Source organism: Bacillus safensis, assembly GCF_039619585.1.
Taxonomy (GTDB): Bacteria; Bacillota; Bacilli; order Bacillales; family Bacillaceae; genus Bacillus; species Bacillus safensis.
The window spans coordinates 2,375,846-2,393,561 of sequence record NZ_CP154909.1 but is presented as its reverse complement, the minus strand read 5'-3'; the positions used below and the strand labels follow the sequence as shown (position 1 = coordinate 2,393,561).

Genomic DNA, 17,716 nt, shown 5'->3' with positions numbered 1-17,716 from the left:
ATATGATTCTTTCGATTCATTTTAAATAAAGGTGGAGTGAGGCACTTGTTACATCAGTTTTCAAGAAACGAGCTTGCCATTGGCAAGGAAGGCTTAAATATACTAAAAAACAGTACAGTTGCAGTGCTTGGTGTGGGCGGCGTTGGTTCATTCGCAGTTGAGGCACTCGCTCGTTCAGGCGTTGGCCGTATTGTTCTTGTTGATAAAGATGATATTGATATTACAAATGTAAATCGTCAGCTTCCAGCATTGCTATCAAACAGTTGGCCAGCCAAAGGTTGACTTAATGCAGGCGAGAATCGCTGATATTAATCCAGAATGTGAAGTTGTTGCGCTAAAGATGTTTTATACAGAGGAAACATACGAACAATTTTTTGAGTATCCGCTTGATTATGTCATTGATGCCTCAGATACCATTCACTATAAAATTCATTTAATGAAAGAGTGTCTGAAACGAGGTGTGAACATCATTTCAAGTATGGGAGCTGCGAACAAAACAGATCCGACACGCTTCAAAATTGATGATATTTCAAAAACACATACCGACCCTATTGCAAAAGTTGTGAGAACACGTCTGCGTAAGGAAGGGATTCGTAAAGGAATTGAAGTCATTTTCTCTGATGAAAGTCCGATTGTCATTCGTGAAGATGTCAGAAAAGAAGTTGGAAATGATGAAGCGAAGATTCGCAAGGCACAAATGCCGCCATCATCCAATGCATTCGTTCCGTCTGTTGCCGGACTGATCATGGGTGGTCATGTCATTATGAAGCTTTTAAAAGATATTCCAATTACACGTGTGAAGGATAAATAAACAGCCCGCCTGCTAACATGCAGGGGGCTTTTTTTATTTCTGGCGTTTTAAATTTTCATAGACCTGTTTCAATGCACCTTCAAATTTTCCGGTTTGTTTCGGTACATAGTATTGCTTGTTTTTCAACGGATCAGGTAAATATTGCTGCTTCACCCAGCCGTTTTCGTAATCATGCGGGTATAAGTAATCGACGCCTCTTCCGAGTGCTGTGGCGCCTTTGTAGTGAGCATCCTTTAAATGAACTGGAACTTCTCCAATTTTCCCTGTACGAATGTCACCAAGTGCCGCATCAATCGCCTTATATGCCGAATTAGACTTAGGAGAAAGACACAGCTCAATCACTGCGTTCGCCAGTGGAATCCGTGCTTCTGGGAAGCCGACTCTTTCTGCTGTTTGTACTGCGCTTAACACGCGGGGGCCAGCCTGCGGACTGGCTAAGCCAATGTCCTCGTAAGCCATCACGAGTAATCTCCTTGTAATGCTTTCAAGGTCTCCTGCTTCGATCAGTCTGGCAAGGTAATGCAGCGCCGCATCTGTATCAGATCCCCTAATGGATTTTTGAAAAGCCGAGAGGACATCATAATGAGCATCACCATTCTTGTCATGTGAGAAGCTCTTTTTTTGTAAACATTCTTCTGCTGCGGCAAGAGTGATTGTGATATGCCCTGTCTCATCAGCTTTTGTCGATAAGACAGCGAGCTCGAGTGCATTTAAAGCAGAACGCACGTCTCCTCCGCATCCATTGGCAAAATGATTCATCGCTTCATCGTCCACTGTCACCTCATAGCCGCCAAGCCCTCGATGCTCATCCTGTAAGGCTCTTGTTAACGCAGCTTTGATCTGCTCTGTTTCAAGCGGCTTCAGCTCGAATATTTGTGTCCGGCTTCGAATGGCAGGATTGATCGCATGGTAGGGATTAGCCGTCGTTGCCCCAATTAAAATGATCATGCCATTTTCTAAATAAGGAAGAAGAAAATCCTGCTTTCCTTTATCAAGCCGGTGGACTTCGTCTAAAATAAGGATCACCTGGCCGCTCATTTTCGCTTCAGCGGCAACAGCTTCCATATCCTTTTTGTTATGAATGACCGCATTCAGCGTTCGAAAAGCAATGCTTGTACTGCCAGCAATCGCGGTTGCAATCGATGTTTTGCCGATGCCCGGCGGTCCGTATAAAATCATCGAGGATAAATGTTTTGCCTCGACCATTCGCCTAATAATTTGACCTTCTCCAACAAGATGCTCCTGCCCAATAATGTCTTCAATATGACTTGGGCGCATCCGGTACGCTAAAGGTTTCATAATTATCTCTCCTATAGCAATGTCTTGTTTGTATAGAGTACCGAAATTTCTTCAAATAGAAAAGGGATTCGTCCTTCTATCATGCTCAGAACCCGTAAATGAAAGTTGGCTGAAAGTATGATATAATTGCTTCTGGTCTATATATCGGCGTATATGAAATCAGAAAAATAATTGATGACATAGAATAGAAAACGCAGAGGTGTTTAACTTGAAAATATCAACTAAAGGCAGATATGGTCTGACGATCATGATCGAATTAGCCAAAAAACATGGCGAAGGCCCTACATCATTAAAATCAATCGCTCAAAACAATGATTTGTCTGAGCATTATTTAGAGCAGCTTGTATCACCACTCCGCAATGCCCGTCTTGTAAAAAGTATCCGCGGAGCGTATGGCGGCTATGTTCTTGCACATGAACCAAATGAGATCACAGCAGGTGATATTATTCGTGTATTAGAAGGACCCATTAGTCCTGTTGAAGTCATCGAAAACGAAGAACCAGCAAAGCGTGAACTATGGATTCGTATTCGTGATGCAGTAAAAGACGTACTAGACAATACAACTCTTGAAGACTTGGCAAGCTACACAGATGACGGGGATCAAGACTCGTATATGTTCTATATTTAGATCAGAGGTGTACCGGAAATGGAACGAATCTATTTAGATCATGCGGCCACAACGCCGATGGATCAGCGTATTGTGGACAAGATGATGCCGTACTTTACAGAGATATTTGGCAATCCCTCTAGTATTCATTCATATGGGCGCGAGGCAAGAAAGTGGCTCGATGAAGCAAGAGAAGTCATTGCAGGAGAATTACACTGTAAACCGCAGGAGATCATCCTCACAAGCGGTGGAACCGAGGCGGACAACCTGGCAATTACAGGTGTTGCCATGGCAAGACAGCATGAAGGAAAACATATCATCACAGTGAAAACAGAGCATCATGCGGTGCTGCATACATGTGAACGCCTAGAAAAACTAGGATTTGAAGTGACATATTTAGATGTGGACGAAACAGGATTGATTCATCTTGATCAATTAAAACAAGCATTGAGAGATGATACGATTCTTGTGACCGTCATGTACGGCAATAATGAAACAGGTGTGATTCAGCCAATCAAAGCCATTGGCGAACTTCTGCGTGATCACACTGCTCATTTTCATACAGACGCAGTGCAGGCGTTTGGCACAGTGCCCATTGATGCAGCAGATCTCCATATTGATCTTTTATCTGCTTCTGGCCATAAGCTGAATGGTCCGATGGGAACAGGTTTTTTATATGTAAACGAAGGCGTGAAACTTTCTCCGCAAATATTCGGAGGCGAACAAGAAAGAAAGCGCCGTGCCGGTACTGAAAATGTGGCAGGAATTGTTGGGCTTGCAGAAGCTGTTCAATTAACGAAGCAAAATAGAAGAGAAAAAGCGATGCATTATGGTAAGCTCAAAGAAACCATGCTGCAAGTATTCGAAGAGGAATCTCTCAATTTCTCTATCAATGGACATCCGAAAGAGACATTGCCGCACATTTTAAATGTTCATTTCCCGGGCGTCTCCATTGAATCGTTGCTTGTGAATTTAGATATGGAAGGAATTGCTGTTTCAAGCGGATCGGCATGTACGGCTGGATCTGTCCTTCCTTCGCACGTGTTAAGCGCCATGTATGGCGCAGAAGCAAAAGAGCTGACATCCTCAGTCAGAATAAGCTTCGGTCTTGGGAATGAAGAAGATCATGTGAAGCAGGCGGCACATAAGATAGCGGCTGTTGTCAAACGCCTAGCCAAATAAATGCTTCCTTTTGTTCGTGTGTGAAAAATGAAACAGCGAAGCACCTGAAGAACGAAACGCGCATGTTGTTTCATTGAAATTGGAGTTGATGAAGATGACAAAAAGACCAGAAGATACAAGAGTTGTGGTCGGTATGTCCGGAGGAGTCGATTCATCAGTTGCCGCTCTTATGTTAAAGGAGCAAGGCTATGATGTCATCGGCATATTTATGAAAAACTGGGATGACACCGATGAAAATGGTGTTTGTACAGCAACGGAAGACTATGAGGATGTCATCCGCGTATGTAACCAAATTGGAATCCCTTATTATGCAGTGAATTTCGAGAAGCAATATTGGGACAAAGTGTTCCAATATTTCCTTGATGAATATAAAGCGGGCAGAACGCCAAACCCAGATGTCATGTGTAACAAAGAAATTAAGTTCAAGGCATTCCTTGAGCATGCACTTTCACTTGGTGCGGATTATTTGGCAACAGGACACTATGCTCGTGTTGATCGAACTGGTGATGAAGTCAAAATGCTGCGAGGTCTTGATGCAAACAAAGACCAAACGTATTTCTTAAATCAGCTGACACAGGAACAACTTGATAAAGTCATGTTCCCAATCGGTGATTTAGAGAAAAAAAGGGTTCGTGAATTGGCAAAAGAAGCAGAGCTCGCAACAGCAACGAAAAAAGATTCAACAGGTATCTGCTTTATTGGAGAAAGAAACTTTAAAACGTTCCTCAGTCAATATTTGCCTGCACAGCCTGGTGTGATGCAGACAATGGACGGAGAAGTAAAAGGGGAGCACGATGGACTGATGTATTACACGATCGGTCAGCGCCAAGGACTTGGCATTGGCGGCAGCGGTGATCCTTGGTTTGTCGTTGGAAAAGACTTGGAGAAAAACATCTTGTTTGTTGAACAAGGCTTCCACAATCCACTTTTATACTCTGAAAGCATTTCAGCTGTTAATATCAGCTGGACTCGTCCTCATATTGTCGGAGAAAACGGTGAATTAACTTGCACAGCAAAATTCAGATACCGTCAAGAAGATCACCATGTGAAGGTCAAAATGACAGGTGAGCAAGAAGCGATGGTGATCTTTGATGAGCCTGTTCGTGCTGTTACCCCGGGACAAGCGGTTGTTTTTTATGATGGCGACGAATGTCTTGGCGGCGGTACAATTGACGATGTCTTCAAAGATGGTCAAAAGCTGTCGTATGTGTAGTATGTTTCAAAACCTCAACGTCGCTGTTGAGGTTTTTTAATGAAAGGATGAGAGAGCGAATGAATTATAACGAAATCGGCATAGAAGCCTTGAATCAAGGGAATATCGAAAAAGCAGCTGAAGCTTTTACAAAAGCGATCGAAGAAAGCCCGAAGGACCCGGTTCCATATATTAACTTTGCGAACTTACTTTCAAGTATCAATGAATTTGAACGCGCTTTAAACTTTTTTCAGAAAGCAATTGAACTTGATCATACCGCAGCTGCAGCCTATTATGGAGCAGGAAATGTATATACATTAAAAGAAGACTTTATGAAAGCGAAAGACTACTTTGAACAAGCACTAAAAGCGGGCATGGAAAATAGTGATTTGTTTTATATGCTCGGGCAGACGCTCATCAAATTAGAGCAGCCAAAGCTTGCGATGCCGTATCTTCAGCGTGCTGTTGAACTAAATGAAGAAGATAATGAAGCAAGATTCCAATTTGGCATGTGCTTAGCCAATGAACACATGCTGGAAGAAGCGGTGACAACTTTTAGTGAAGTCATCACGCGTGATCCGCAGCATGCAGATGCCTTTTATAATTTAGGTGTTGCGTATGCGTACTTAGAGAAAAAAGACGAAGCACTTGAGATGCTGGGTAAAGCCATTGACGTGCAGCCTGACCATATGCTGGCACTACATGCGCAAAAGCTGATTCAAGAGGCAGAATAGAGAAGGAGGGAAGACCTGTGCAGGAACATCCAGATCAAATGAAGCTTGAGGACGAACCGTTTTTAAAGGGGACCATTCAAGCCGTTATTTTCCATAATGAAAGTAATTTATACTCGGTGTTAAAGGTAAAAGTCATTGAAACATCGGAAAACTTAGAGGAAAAAACAGCATCTGTCACAGGCTACTTCCCAGCACTTCATGAGGAGGAAACCTACACCTTTTATGGCAAAGTGACAAGCCATCCGAAATTTGGTGAACAGTTTCAGGCCACTCATTTTCAAAAGGAAGTACCAACAACGAAGCAAGGAATCATACATTATCTCTCAAGTGATTTATTTGAGGGGATAGGGAAAAAGACGGCGGAAGAAATCGTCGGGAAGCTTGGCAATCAGACGCTTCATAAGATTATGCGTGACCCAGCTGTTTTGTATGATGTACCGCGCTTATCAAAAAAGAAGGCGGATAAGCTGGCCGCAGCGCTTCAGGAGCATCAAGGGCTGGAACAAATCATGATCAGCCTGAATCAGTATGGTTTTGGTCCGCAGCTCAGCATGAAGATTTACCAAGTATACGAGAGTGAAACGCTGCAGAAAATCGAGGAAAATCCCTATCAGCTTGTCAAGGATGTCGAGGGAATCGGATTTATTAAGGCGGATGAGCTTGGTGCTAGAACAGGCATCTCAGGTAATGACCCAGAGCGGATTCGCGCCGCCTTGCTATATACAGTGGAGACAGCCAGTCTACAGGACGGTCATACGTACATACAAACGAAAGATTTGATCGTCGAAACCCGCAAGCTGCTCAACCAAACAGGCAATGATTACAAAGTGACTGAAATGGATGTTGCCAATCAGATCATTGCACTTGGCGAAGGAAAAGAAATGATCATTGAAGACGACCGCTGCTATCATCCATCCTTATTTTATGCAGAGCAAAGTGTCGCCAAACGCATTCAAAAAATCGTCTCCCAAACAGAATATGCAGATCAATTTCCTGAATCAGAATTCCTGCTAGCACTTGGCGAGCTGGAGGAGCGGTTAGGCGTCCAGTATGCTCCGACACAAAAGGAAGCGATTCAAAAGGCACTCATGTCCCCGATGCTGCTTTTAACAGGCGGGCCTGGAACAGGGAAGACGACGGTCATTAAAGGAATTGTCGAGCTTTACAGTGATCTTCACGGTGTTTCTCTTGATCCGAGTGATTATAAAAAAGATGAATCCTTCCCATTTGTGCTTGCGGCACCAACTGGACGGGCGGCTAAGCGGATGACAGAATCAACAGGGCTTCCAGCTGTCACCATTCACCGGCTGCTAGGCTGGAACGGTTCGGAGGGCTTCTCGCATGATGAGGAACAGCCGATTGAAGGAAAGCTTGTCATCATTGATGAATCAAGTATGCTGGATATTTGGCTGGCGAATCATTTGTTTAAAGCGATTCCTGATCATATCCAAGTGATTATGGTAGGGGATGAACATCAGCTGCCATCTGTCGGACCAGGCCAAGTTTTACGGGATTTGCTTGCCTCAAAAGCCGTGCCGGCTGTTACCCTGACAGATATTTACCGGCAGGCAGACGGCTCAACCATTGTTGAACTGGCACATGATATGAAAAATGGTGTGCTGCCAAAGGATATTACTGCACGCTCAAAGGATCGGTCCTTCATTCGGTGTTCAGCTGATCAAATGAAAGAAGTCATTGAGAAAGTTGTCAGCAATGCTGCTCAAAAAGGATTTTCGGCAAAGGACATTCAAGTGCTCGCACCAATGTATAAAGGAAAAGCAGGCATCAATGAGCTCAACAAAATGCTGCAGCACATTTTGAATCCTAAAAAACCAAAAGGCAGAGAAATCCCGTTTGGTGATGTGGTGTACCGGACAGGTGATAAGGTGCTTCAGCTTGTGAATCAGCCGGAGAACAACATTTTTAACGGCGATATCGGCGAAATTGTCTCGATTTTTTATGCAAAAGAAAATACAGAAAAAGAAGACATGGCCGTGATCTCCTTTGATGGGAATGAAATCACCTTTACAAAAAAGGATTTTCATCAATTTACCCATGCTTATTGCTGCTCCATTCACAAATCACAAGGAAGTGAATTCCCGATTGTTGTGCTGCCAGTCGTCAGGAGCTATTACCGAATGCTTCGGCGGAATCTGCTGTACACAGCCATTACACGCAGTAAAAAGTTTTTAATACTGTGCGGCGAGGAATCAGCGCTGGAATGGGGCGTGAAAAACAATGAGGATTCCCTTAGACAAACGTCCTTAACGATGCGGCTAGTGCAAACCGAACAAATCATGGATGCAGAACTTGAAGCGCTCCAAAAAGAGCTTCCGTTTAGCGTACATGACGCAAATATTGGCATGGAGGGAATCACTCCATTTGATTTTATGCATGAGTAGAAGGCTTCCATATGGAAGCCTTTTAGTATGAAAAGAACTTCTCCCAATCTGTTCATGGAAGCCATTTCTTCGTATGAGTCATGAAGCAAACGCACACGATAAGACTGTTCCGCAAAAGGTGGTTGAGCACATTTTGAGAACATGCCGAGAACTTGAAGGAATGACGATCTATACAGATGAGCTGTCCCAATCACTTGGTTCCATAAAAGATATTTGCTTTTTAGCCGGAGGCAGCTGCGGAGGATATGTGTTAGAGGGGAAAAAGAAAGACTGTGCACTCGTTCCATTCTCTGCTTTTGATCAGCTGACAGATAAAGGTTTGTATGTGAGCTGTCAGGAGGGAGTGGGCATGGATTCCTCTGCTCCATTCTTGTTATTTTCAAAATTAAAAAAGAAAATGATGCAGTCGCCTGATGGTGAAAATTTAGGCATTTTGGAAGATGTATACTTTTGCTCAAATTCGGGCACAATCGTAGCATATGAACTCTCGGACGGCTTCTTTACAGAGCTATCAGGGATTCGGAAACAGCTGCAGGCTGCCGGAACCTTGATGAACGTTCAAAAGGAAGCACTGGTTCTAAACCGAACGTAAAGAGGTGCTGATTATGCTCATTTGCCCAAATTGCAAATGTAAAGACATCGGAAAAATTGGGGTCAATCAATATTATTGCTGGGGCTGTTTTATTGAATTGACGCTGTCAAAAGGCAAAATATCTACACACCAAGTGGAGGAAGACGGGACACTAAGTAGCTTAGATGATCTGTTTAGTGACGATGAACGTTCAATTCAACTATAAGTGTTAAGGGGGAATTTCGAATGGGCAAAATGACTTCTTCACTATTAACGCTTGGTGCAGGTGCACTCGCATATCACTTTGCAAGCCGATATGATATGCCATCAAAGCGGGATATGAAAAAGCTAAGAAAACGTGTTATGAGAATGATGTAAACAAAAAGGGCTAAAATGATCTTCATTTTAGCCCTTTGTTTTTTTAGCGTGATCGCAAACCGGTCTTTACGCTGAGGCATCCGTCAAGAGCGGATGTTCATTTTATGCCTGCCTGTATTCTAATCGTCTTGCAAGAATAGATAAGCTGAAATTGACGACAAAATACATCATAGCTGCCAATAGGAATATCGGCAGTAAATAGGATTGGCTTTGCCCATTTAATATTTGTGCGTGATGTAATAATTCTGGAAGCGCAATGACAACAGCAAGCGACGTATCTTTTAAAAGGGATATGAATTGACTGACAATTGGCGGCACCATTCGGCGCAGGGCCTGCGGCATAATAATCATTTTCAATGTTTGAATATAGGTTAAACCAGAAGACCTGGCTGCTTCGATCTGACCCTTATCAATTGATTTAAGGCCGCTCCGAATAATTTCTGACAGCATCGCAGATTCAAACACGGTTAAAGCTGCAATAGCAGATGCTGTGATGCTCAGCTTGATGCCGATTTCAGGCAATGCAAAATATGTGAAAAAGATGATCAGTAAAAGCGGCAGGTTCCGAATGGTTTCTACAACAACCGCAAGCACTTTTGATAAAACCGGAATTTGAGCGAACCGCAATGTGCCAACGACTAATCCAATGATAAAGCTCAAAATGATGGAAATAAAAGCCACTTTTAAGGTGACAGCAAATCCTTCAAGTAAAAAGGCGAGATGATCAGGCTGGTAGGCACCTATAAAATCCATGATGTTTCCTCCTTTCTAGTGGCTTCTTGCTAATCTTCTTTCTAAATAACCAACACCTAGACTGAGCGGAATAGTTAATAGCAGATAGAACATGGCGACAAAGATGTAGACATCAAACGTCACAAATGTTCTAGACGCAATGAGGTCTCCCTGATACATAAGATCAAACCCTGCAATGACACCTAAAATAGAGGAGTTTTTGACAAGGTTAATAAATTGATTCCCAAGAGGGGGAATGACGATTTTAATCGCCTGCGGCAAAATGATATACCGCATCGTCCCGCCATATGACAGACCTGAAGCACGGGCTGCTTCCATTTGTCCAAGCGGCACAGCTTGTATCCCTGCACGAATGGCTTCAGCAATAAAGGCAGAGGTATAAATGGCAAGAGCGATCGTTCCAGCAGTAAAACCATCTGCTACTATACCCAGCACTGGTAAACCAAAGAAGAAAACAAAGGTGATCAATAATAACGGAATATTCCGAATAAATTCCACGTAAGCCGTCCCTAACCAGTTGAGCGGCCTGAGTGGCGCAATTCTCATAATGGCAATGAGTGTACCGATCAAAAAGCTTCCAATCAGAGCATTGACACTTGCACCAATGGTATATTTAAAGCCTTCTAAATAAAGATGAACGTTTTCAGTGAGAATGGAAAACCGCAGCAATCAGTTCACTTCCTTCCTGATCAACAGGGGAGCCAAGGAGCGGCTCACCTGAGGCATTGATCTTGACGAATCAAATGCTATTCTTTGATCCATTTTTTAAGAATCTTGTCATACTCTCCATTGTCTTTTAACGTTTTTAAGGCTTTATTGATCGCATCTGTTAATTCTTGATCTCCTTTTTTCACAGCAATGCCATAAGGCTCATCTGTAAAGGTGCCGCCGACCACTTCATAATTTGAATCCTCATCTGCCATACCAAATAAGATCGCATTATCAGTTGTCAGCACTTGCCCTTGGTTTGATTTTAATGCTGTAAAAGCCTCCTGATAGTTCTCGAATTCTAATACGGATGCTTCAGGTGCTTTCTCACGGATATTTTGAGAAGAAGTAGAGCCTTTTACGGCCAGTACCTTCGTTCCTTTTTTAAGATCATCAATGGATTGAATGTCGCTTCCTTTTTTCACAAGCAGTGATTGTCCTGCTTCAAAGTATACATCTGAGAAATTGACTTCTTTTTTACGTTCTTCTGTAATTGTCATGGTCGCAACAATCGCATGAATATCTCCTTTTTGAAGTAAAGGAATTCTCGTTTTAGATGTGACTTCTTTGAATTCTGCTTTTCCTTCATCGCCGAGTATTTCCTTTGTGATGGCTTTTGCAATGTCAATATCAAATCCTTCAATATCACCGCTGCTCGGATTTTTTAGACCGAATAAACGTGTGTCATTTTTTACACCGAAAATGATTTTTTTGTCTTTCTTAATGGTTTCTAAAGAACTTCCTTGTTTTGCATCAGTTGACCCTTTTTCAGTTGATCCACAAGCAGCCAAAGCGGCAATGCAGCAAGTCATAAAGAGCATCAGGCCAAAGCGTTTCATTTTTTTCATCAAACCATTCCCCCTAGTGATTTAATATACGGCTTAAAAATAATTGAGCGCGTTTCTCTTGCGGTTTTTCATAAAATGCAGCCGGTGTTGATTCTTCAAGAATTCTGCCTTCATCAATAAAGACAATGCGGTCGGCCACTTCGCGGGCAAAGCCCATCTCATGTGTGACGACAACCATGGTCATGCCTTCACGGGCCAGCTGCTTCATCACATCTAATACCTCGCCGATCATCTCTGGATCAAGTGCAGATGTCGGTTCGTCGAAAAGCATCACCTCCGGCTTCATCGCAAGCCCTCTTGCAATGGCAACGCGCTGCTGCTGTCCGCCAGAGAGTCGTGAAGGGTAGGTGTCTGCCTTTTCAGGAATGCCGACTTTATTTAAATAAAATTCAGCTGTTTCCTTTGCTTCTTCCTTGCTTACTTTTTTGACCTTCATCGGCGCAAGCATAATGTTTTCAAGCACCGTCTTATGCGGATAGAGGTGAAAATGCTGAAAGACCATTCCGATATTTTGCCTGACAAGATTGATGTTGGTCTTCGGATGCTGAACAGACACTTGGTTGACGAGAACTTTTCCCGCATCAATGCTTTCAAGACGATTGATACACCTGAGCATCGTGCTTTTACCAGACCCTGAAGGACCGATGATCACAACAACCTCCCCTTTTTGAATATGTAGGTTAATGTCCTTAAGTACATGGAACTGGCCATAATGCTTGTTGACTTCTTCGAATGTGATCATGAAGAACCTCCTCTTGTGTTTCATTGGCTAAAGCTAAAGTGGATTCTAGCACAGCTTGTGTAAAAAGAAGTAAATAATGGAATATTTTCTGACGAGATTTTACTGCAAACAGTGACTTTGGATGGAGCTGTATGTTTCATGTGTATTCATTTTTAACAAAGTTAGGACAAATTTTATTTACGTGGATAATTGCAGAAAATGGTTAAACAATAAGGAAAGAGGTGAAAAAGGTGAAGAAACGTCCGATCCAATTTCTGATATATGCTGCAGGGGTCCTGCTTGTCCTTGCATCCTTGCTCATTTTACTGCAGCTCGACGAGTTATGGATGCCTGTTTTTGTATTGCTGAAGGCGGTTCTCATTCCGCTTCTCATCGCCATTTTTATTTCTTACCTGCTTTATCCTATTGTCGAAAGACTGCATGCACGAGGGCTGCCGAGAACAATCAGTCTCTTACTCATCTATGTCCTGTTTTTTGGCGGGATTGGTTTTGCGGTTTATAAAGGAGCGCCTGTTATGATCGCACAGTTAAATGAGCTGTCAGAACAAATTCCTGTCATCGCGGAAACGTATAATGGCGCTTTATCACATATTCATCATCATACGAGCCACTGGCCTGACGGACTTCACGACCGCTTGGACCGCTTCATTGTTCAATCGGAGACATATGCAGCCAATAGCGCTGAGCGGATGATTCTTAGCTGTAAAGTTTTATTTGATTACGTTTTAGTTGCAGCACTCATCCCTTTTCTTGTTTTTTATATGGTAAAAGACATGAACACGATGAAGCGGGCGGCATGGTATTTAACGCCGCCATCATTTAGGAAGAGGGGGCATGCCTTTGTCAAAGCAGTGGATGAATCGCTTGGTGATTATATTCGAGGGCAGCTGCTTGTCTGTTCTTTAATCGGGGGTGCAGCAGCCATTGTGCTCTGGCTTTTCCATATCCCGTATCCGCTCGTTCTTGGCATGCTGATAGGAGCAACGAACGTGATTCCGTATTTTGGACCGATAATTGGCGCAGTTCCTGCCATCTTTATTGCGTTTACCATCTCAGTGAAATCGGTCATCATTGTATTGATCACAGTAGCGGTGCTGCAATTTTTAGAGAGCAATGTCCTCAGCCCGATCATTGTAGGGCGAAGCCTTCATATGCATCCTGTCGTCATTATGCTTGTCTTGCTTGCAGGAGGGGAGCTGTTTGGCTTAATTGGGATGATTTTAGCCGTACCAGCAGCTGCGATTATCAGGGTGATCATTGTGCAATATATCCTGATGAGGCGAAGCGTTCATTGACAAGACGAGCCGAGTTGTCTATAATAATTTCGATTCATACATATTGAAATTCAATGACGGACCCGAGTACGTTAAAAAGCTGTTGCAGAGAGAGGCTTTATTTGCTGTGAAAAGCCTTATCAGACCTTTAACGGAAGCTAGTCCCGAGTGCAGATAAACACTGCCGCTCTCTTCCGGCGTTATCGGATGTGAAGGTGATAGACGAATTTGTCTATAATCAGGGTGGTACCGCGAGAACATCTCGTCCCTGTGTAAGTCGTTTTGTGCTTGCATAGGGCGGGGTGTTTTTTCGTTTGTGTGGAGATTGATGAATGAAAAGGGAGGATTTTTGAATGAAAACTTTAACTTCAGCTCAAGTACGTCAAATGTTTTTAGACTTTTTTAAAGAAAAAGGACATGCTGTAGAACCGAGTGCGTCACTTGTACCGCATGACGATCCGACACTTTTATGGATCAACAGTGGGGTGGCAACATTAAAAAAATATTTTGATGGCCGCGTCGTACCTGACAATCCGCGTATTTGCAACGCGCAAAAATCGATTCGTACGAATGATATTGAAAATGTAGGGAAGACAGCACGCCATCACACGTTCTTTGAAATGCTTGGCAACTTCTCTATTGGTGACTATTTTAAAGAAGAGGCCATTGAATGGGCGTGGGAATTCCTCACAAGTGAAGAGTGGATTGGTTTTGATCCGAATTTGTTATCTGTGACAGTCCACCCAGAGGACGAAGAAGCATATATTCTTTGGAGAGATAAAATTGGTGTGCCTGAAGAACGTATTATTCGCCTTGAAGGAAACTTCTGGGATATTGGCGAGGGCCCAAGCGGACCGAATACAGAAATTTTCTATGACCGCGGTGAATCATACGGTGACGACATGAACGATCCAGAATTATATCCAGGCGGGGAAAACGAGCGTTATCTAGAAGTATGGAATCTTGTGTTCTCTGAATTCAACCATAATCCAGATGGATCATATACCCCACTGCCGAAGAAAAACATAGATACAGGGATGGGCCTTGAACGAATGGTATCTGTCATTCAAAATGTGCCAACGAACTTCGATACAGACCTTTTCATGCCGATTATTCGTGCAGTCGAAACCATTTCTGGAGAAAGCTATGGTTTGGCGAAGGAAAAAGATACAGCATTTAAAGTCATTGCTGACCATATCCGGACAGTTGCCTTTGCTGTAAGCGACGGTGCGCTTCCTTCCAATGAAGGCCGCGGATATGTATTAAGACGTTTGCTGCGCCGCGCTGTGCGTTATGCAAAAACGATCCATATCCACCGTCCGTTTATGTATGATCTAGTGCCAGTTGTTGCTGAGATCATGAAGGATTTCTACCCAGATGTACAAGCAAAAGAAGAATTTATTGCGAAAGTCATCAAAAACGAAGAAGAACGTTTCCACGAAACACTGAACGAAGGGTTAGCGATTTTGTCAGAAGTGATCAAAAAAGAAAGAGACAAAGGCAGCTCACAAATTTCAGGTGAAGATGTATTTAAGCTGTATGACACGTATGGATTCCCTGTCGAGCTGACAGAAGAATACGCAGAAGATGAAAACATGACAGTTGATCGAGAAGGCTTCCAAGCGGAAATGGAGAAGCAGCGTGAACGGGCAAGAAATGCGAGACAAGATGTCGGCAGTATGCAGGTTCAAGGCGGCGCTTTAGGTGATATTAAAGTGGAAAGTACCTTTGTTGGCTACGAAAATTTAACTGCGGAAACTCGCATTATCGAACTGCTTCAAAATGGTGAACTTGTCTCTGAAGCACATGAAGGAGACACGGTGCAAATCTTGTTAGATGAAACACCTTTCTATGCGGAAAGCGGCGGACAAGTGGCTGATAAAGGGACACTAAAAAGTGCAGAAGCCATCATTGAGATCAAAGACGTGAAAAAAGCACCAAACGGTCAGCATGTCCATGAAGGAGTCGTCGTAAGCGGTACGGCTCAAAAAGGTCTCGAGGTCACTGCTGAAGTGGAATCAGCTCTTCGAAAAGGCATTGTGAAAAACCATACAGCGACACACCTTCTGCATCAAGCGCTGAAAGATGTATTAGGCAGCCACGTAAACCAAGCAGGTTCATTGGTGAATGAAGACAGACTTCGCTTTGATTTCTCTCACTTTGGACAAGTGACGAAAGAAGAATTGTCTCAGATTGAAAAAATCGTGAACGAAAAGATTTGGGAAGGTATCTCAGTTGCTATTGATCTGAAACCAATTGCTGAAGCAAAAGAAATGGGTGCAATGGCGCTCTTTGGCGAGAAGTATGGCGATATTGTCCGTGTTGTCCAAGTGGGCGATTACAGCATCGAGCTATGCGGCGGCTGTCACGTGCAGAACACTGCGGAAATCGGTTTGTTTAAAATCGCGTCTGAGTCGGGTATTGGTGCTGGAACACGCCGTATTGAAGCTGTGACTGGTAAAGGCGCTTATGAAGAATTAAATGACCAGCTGGCGATTTTAGAACAGGCAGCAAGTGAGCTGAAGTCAAATACGAAGGATGTACCAAAACGGATTGCTTCATTACAGGCAGATTTAAAAGAGGCTCAAAGAGAAAACGAATCTCTCCTTGCGAAATTAAGCCAAGCAGAAGCAGGCTCTATTTTAGAGAAAGTGACAGAAGTTGGCGGAGTGAAAGTATTAACTGAAAAAGTAAATGCTAAAGACATGAACCATTTAAGAACAATGGTTGATGACTTAAAAGCTAAATTAGGATCAGCTGTCATCGTCCTGGGAGCCGTTCAAAACGGAAAAGTAAACATTTCAGCAGGAGTGACAAAAGACGTGATCGAAAAAGGTCTTCATGCAGGAAAGCTTGTGAAGCAGGCAGCTGAAATCTGCGGCGGAGGCGGAGGCGGACGTCCAGACATGGCACAAGCAGGCGGAAAACAACCAGAAAAGCTTGAAGAAGCACTGGCAACTGTCGAAGAATCTGTCAAATCCGTTTTATAATCAGGCGATGTAGTGTAGAATAATGGTATTAGATGAGCGGTTAGAAAAAAGCTTGCTAGTAGAATGTTGGAAGAGAGGTGCAAGAAGCAGTGAGTTCATTTGATAAGACAATGAAGTTTAACTTCTCTGATGATTCAGCTGAAACCAATGTGAATGAAGTGCTCATTACAGTTCATGACGCACTCCAAGAAAAAGGATACAACCCGATCAATCAAATTGTCGGATACTTGCTGTCAGGCGACCCTGCTTATATTCCAAGACATCAGGATGCACGCAACCTAATTCGTAAACTAGAACGAGACGAATTAATTGAGGAATTGGTTAAATCGTACTTAGAGACACATAAAGAGGCGTAAAACATGAGAATTCTGGGCTTAGATTTAGGCACGAAAACCCTTGGTGTTGCGATCAGTGATGAAATGGGATGGACAGCGCAAGGGATTGAAACCATTAAAATTGATGAAGCAGGCGGAGACTTTGGTCTCAGCCGCCTGTCTGAGATCGTTGCAGAATACGGGGCAGATAAAATTGTACTTGGCTTTCCAAAAAATATGAACGGCACGGTCGGTCCTAGAGGCGAAGCCAGCCAATCATTTGCGAAAGTGCTAGAAAACACGTACAATGTTCCTGTTGTGCTTTGGGACGAGCGTCTGTCAACAATGGCAGCGGAAAAAATGCTCATCTCTGCAGATGTGAGCAGACAAAAGCGTAAAAAAGTCATTGATAAAATGGCGGCTGTTATGATCCTGCAAGGGTATTTAGACAGCTTAAATTAAAATGAGGTGAATCAAATGGAACACGGAGAAAAGCAAATTACAATCGTTGATGATAATGGAAATGAACAGCTTTGCGAAGTACTATTTACTTTTGAAAGCGACCATTTTAACAAATCTTATGTTCTTTACTACCCAATTTCTGAGCAAGACAATGAGGAAATTGAGATTCATGCATCAAGCTTTACACCGAACGAAGACGGTGAAGATGGCGAGCTAGAGCCGATTGAAACGGATGAAGAATGGGACATGATTGAAGAAACGTTAAATACGTTCTTAGATCAAGAAGACGAAGAATAGAACAAATAAAAGGCCTGTGAACAGATCTTCTTGATCTTTCTTCACAGGTCTTTTTTTACGATCAATATGTTAACTTAATTTGATTTTATGTTGACATAATGAATTGTACCTTTTACTCTGTTTTTAACAATAAATTGAGTGAGGAGCATGGA

At 43.0% G+C, this 17,716-nt stretch carries 18 protein-coding genes, 1 pseudogene and 1 other annotated feature; of the genes and pseudogenes, 14 read left to right on the top strand and 5 right to left on the bottom strand.

The annotated features are described in order from the left end of the window. The first annotated feature begins 45 nt into the window (after positions 1-45). Positions 46-811 (top strand): annotated as a pseudogene (locus AAYR28_RS12310) (tRNA threonylcarbamoyladenosine dehydratase). 33 nt (positions 812-844) lie between these two features. On the opposite strand, the gene AAYR28_RS12305 reads toward AAYR28_RS12310, so the two are convergent. Then, positions 845-2,110: a replication-associated recombination protein A gene (locus tag AAYR28_RS12305; protein ID WP_024427862.1), complete on the bottom strand. Its 1,266-nt coding sequence runs from the start codon at positions 2,108-2,110 to the stop codon at positions 845-847. A gap of 208 nt (positions 2,111-2,318) precedes the next feature. Here AAYR28_RS12305 and cymR point away from each other — a divergent pair, with 208 nt between their 5' ends. From cymR to AAYR28_RS12265, 8 genes are all read left to right on the top strand, one after another. Further along, positions 2,319-2,738, top strand: coding sequence for a cysteine metabolism transcriptional regulator CymR (gene cymR, locus AAYR28_RS12300; RefSeq protein WP_024423125.1), 420 nt, complete (start codon positions 2,319-2,321; stop codon positions 2,736-2,738). An 18-nt stretch (positions 2,739-2,756) separates the two neighbouring features. Then, the gene (locus tag AAYR28_RS12295; protein WP_024427863.1) at positions 2,757-3,899 is read left to right on the top strand and encodes a cysteine desulfurase family protein; all 1,143 of its coding nucleotides are present in this window, start codon (positions 2,757-2,759) and stop codon (positions 3,897-3,899) included. 94 nt (positions 3,900-3,993) lie between these two features. Next, entirely contained in the window at positions 3,994-5,112 is a 1,119-nt protein-coding gene (gene mnmA / locus AAYR28_RS12290) for a tRNA 2-thiouridine(34) synthase MnmA (RefSeq protein ID WP_039180282.1), read from the top strand. Positions 5,113-5,171: 59 nt separating this feature from the next. Continuing rightward, the gene (locus AAYR28_RS12285; protein WP_034279920.1) at positions 5,172-5,825 is read left to right on the top strand and encodes a tetratricopeptide repeat protein; all 654 of its coding nucleotides are present in this window, start codon (positions 5,172-5,174) and stop codon (positions 5,823-5,825) included. A gap of 17 nt (positions 5,826-5,842) precedes the next feature. Next, complete coding sequence (recD2, locus tag AAYR28_RS12280; protein ID WP_041118108.1) at positions 5,843-8,227, top strand: SF1B family DNA helicase RecD2; 2,385 nt, start codon at positions 5,843-5,845, stop codon at positions 8,225-8,227. Between the two features lie 73 nt (positions 8,228-8,300). Continuing rightward, entirely contained in the window at positions 8,301-8,819 is a 519-nt protein-coding gene (locus AAYR28_RS12275; RefSeq protein ID WP_051582016.1) for a PRC-barrel domain-containing protein, read from the top strand. A 13-nt stretch (positions 8,820-8,832) separates the two neighbouring features. Further along, positions 8,833-9,024 (top strand): hypothetical protein, encoded by a 192-nt coding sequence (locus tag AAYR28_RS12270; protein ID WP_003216308.1) that lies wholly within the window; start codon positions 8,833-8,835, stop codon positions 9,022-9,024. A gap of 20 nt (positions 9,025-9,044) precedes the next feature. Then, entirely contained in the window at positions 9,045-9,176 is a 132-nt protein-coding gene (locus tag AAYR28_RS12265) for a YrzQ family protein (protein ID WP_003216198.1), read from the top strand. 102 nt (positions 9,177-9,278) lie between these two features. Here AAYR28_RS12265 and AAYR28_RS12260 read toward each other — a convergent pair whose 3' ends face one another. From AAYR28_RS12260 to AAYR28_RS12245, 4 genes are all read right to left on the bottom strand, one after another. Next, positions 9,279-9,929: an amino acid ABC transporter permease gene (locus tag AAYR28_RS12260; protein ID WP_024427867.1), complete on the bottom strand. Its 651-nt coding sequence runs from the start codon at positions 9,927-9,929 to the stop codon at positions 9,279-9,281. A gap of 15 nt (positions 9,930-9,944) precedes the next feature. Next, entirely contained in the window at positions 9,945-10,598 is a 654-nt protein-coding gene (locus AAYR28_RS12255) for an amino acid ABC transporter permease (RefSeq protein ID WP_120208281.1), read from the bottom strand. 77 nt (positions 10,599-10,675) lie between these two features. Further along, entirely contained in the window at positions 10,676-11,485 is an 810-nt protein-coding gene (locus AAYR28_RS12250; protein WP_034279926.1) for a transporter substrate-binding domain-containing protein, read from the bottom strand. Between the two features lie 13 nt (positions 11,486-11,498). Further along, positions 11,499-12,227 (bottom strand): amino acid ABC transporter ATP-binding protein, encoded by a 729-nt coding sequence (locus AAYR28_RS12245; RefSeq protein ID WP_024423116.1) that lies wholly within the window; start codon positions 12,225-12,227, stop codon positions 11,499-11,501. Between the two features lie 230 nt (positions 12,228-12,457). Here AAYR28_RS12245 and AAYR28_RS12240 point away from each other — a divergent pair, with 230 nt between their 5' ends. The 5 genes from AAYR28_RS12240 to AAYR28_RS12220 all read left to right on the top strand — a co-directional run bounded on the left by AAYR28_RS12240 (position 12,458) and on the right by AAYR28_RS12220 (position 17,564). Beyond that, positions 12,458-13,522: an AI-2E family transporter gene (locus AAYR28_RS12240; protein WP_041118105.1), complete on the top strand. Its 1,065-nt coding sequence runs from the start codon at positions 12,458-12,460 to the stop codon at positions 13,520-13,522. A 44-nt stretch (positions 13,523-13,566) separates the two neighbouring features. Beyond that, positions 13,567-13,774 (top strand) — a binding site (T-box leader). 80 nt (positions 13,775-13,854) lie between these two features. Beyond that, on the top strand, positions 13,855-16,491 hold the full coding sequence (alaS, locus tag AAYR28_RS12235; protein WP_120208279.1) for an alanine--tRNA ligase: 2,637 nt from the start codon (positions 13,855-13,857) through the stop codon (positions 16,489-16,491). Positions 16,492-16,580: 89 nt separating this feature from the next. Further along, a complete protein-coding gene (locus AAYR28_RS12230) occupies positions 16,581-16,847 on the top strand; it encodes an IreB family regulatory phosphoprotein (RefSeq protein ID WP_008358522.1) in 267 nt (88 codons plus the stop codon). Between the two features lie 3 nt (positions 16,848-16,850). Next, positions 16,851-17,267 carry a Holliday junction resolvase RuvX gene (gene ruvX / locus AAYR28_RS12225; RefSeq protein ID WP_034279935.1) on the top strand — a complete coding sequence of 139 codons (417 nt, stop codon included), beginning with the start codon at positions 16,851-16,853 and terminating at the stop codon, positions 17,265-17,267. 15 nt (positions 17,268-17,282) lie between these two features. Then, on the top strand, positions 17,283-17,564 hold the full coding sequence (locus AAYR28_RS12220) for a DUF1292 domain-containing protein (RefSeq protein WP_024423112.1): 282 nt from the start codon (positions 17,283-17,285) through the stop codon (positions 17,562-17,564). Positions 17,565-17,716 lie beyond the last annotated feature (152 nt).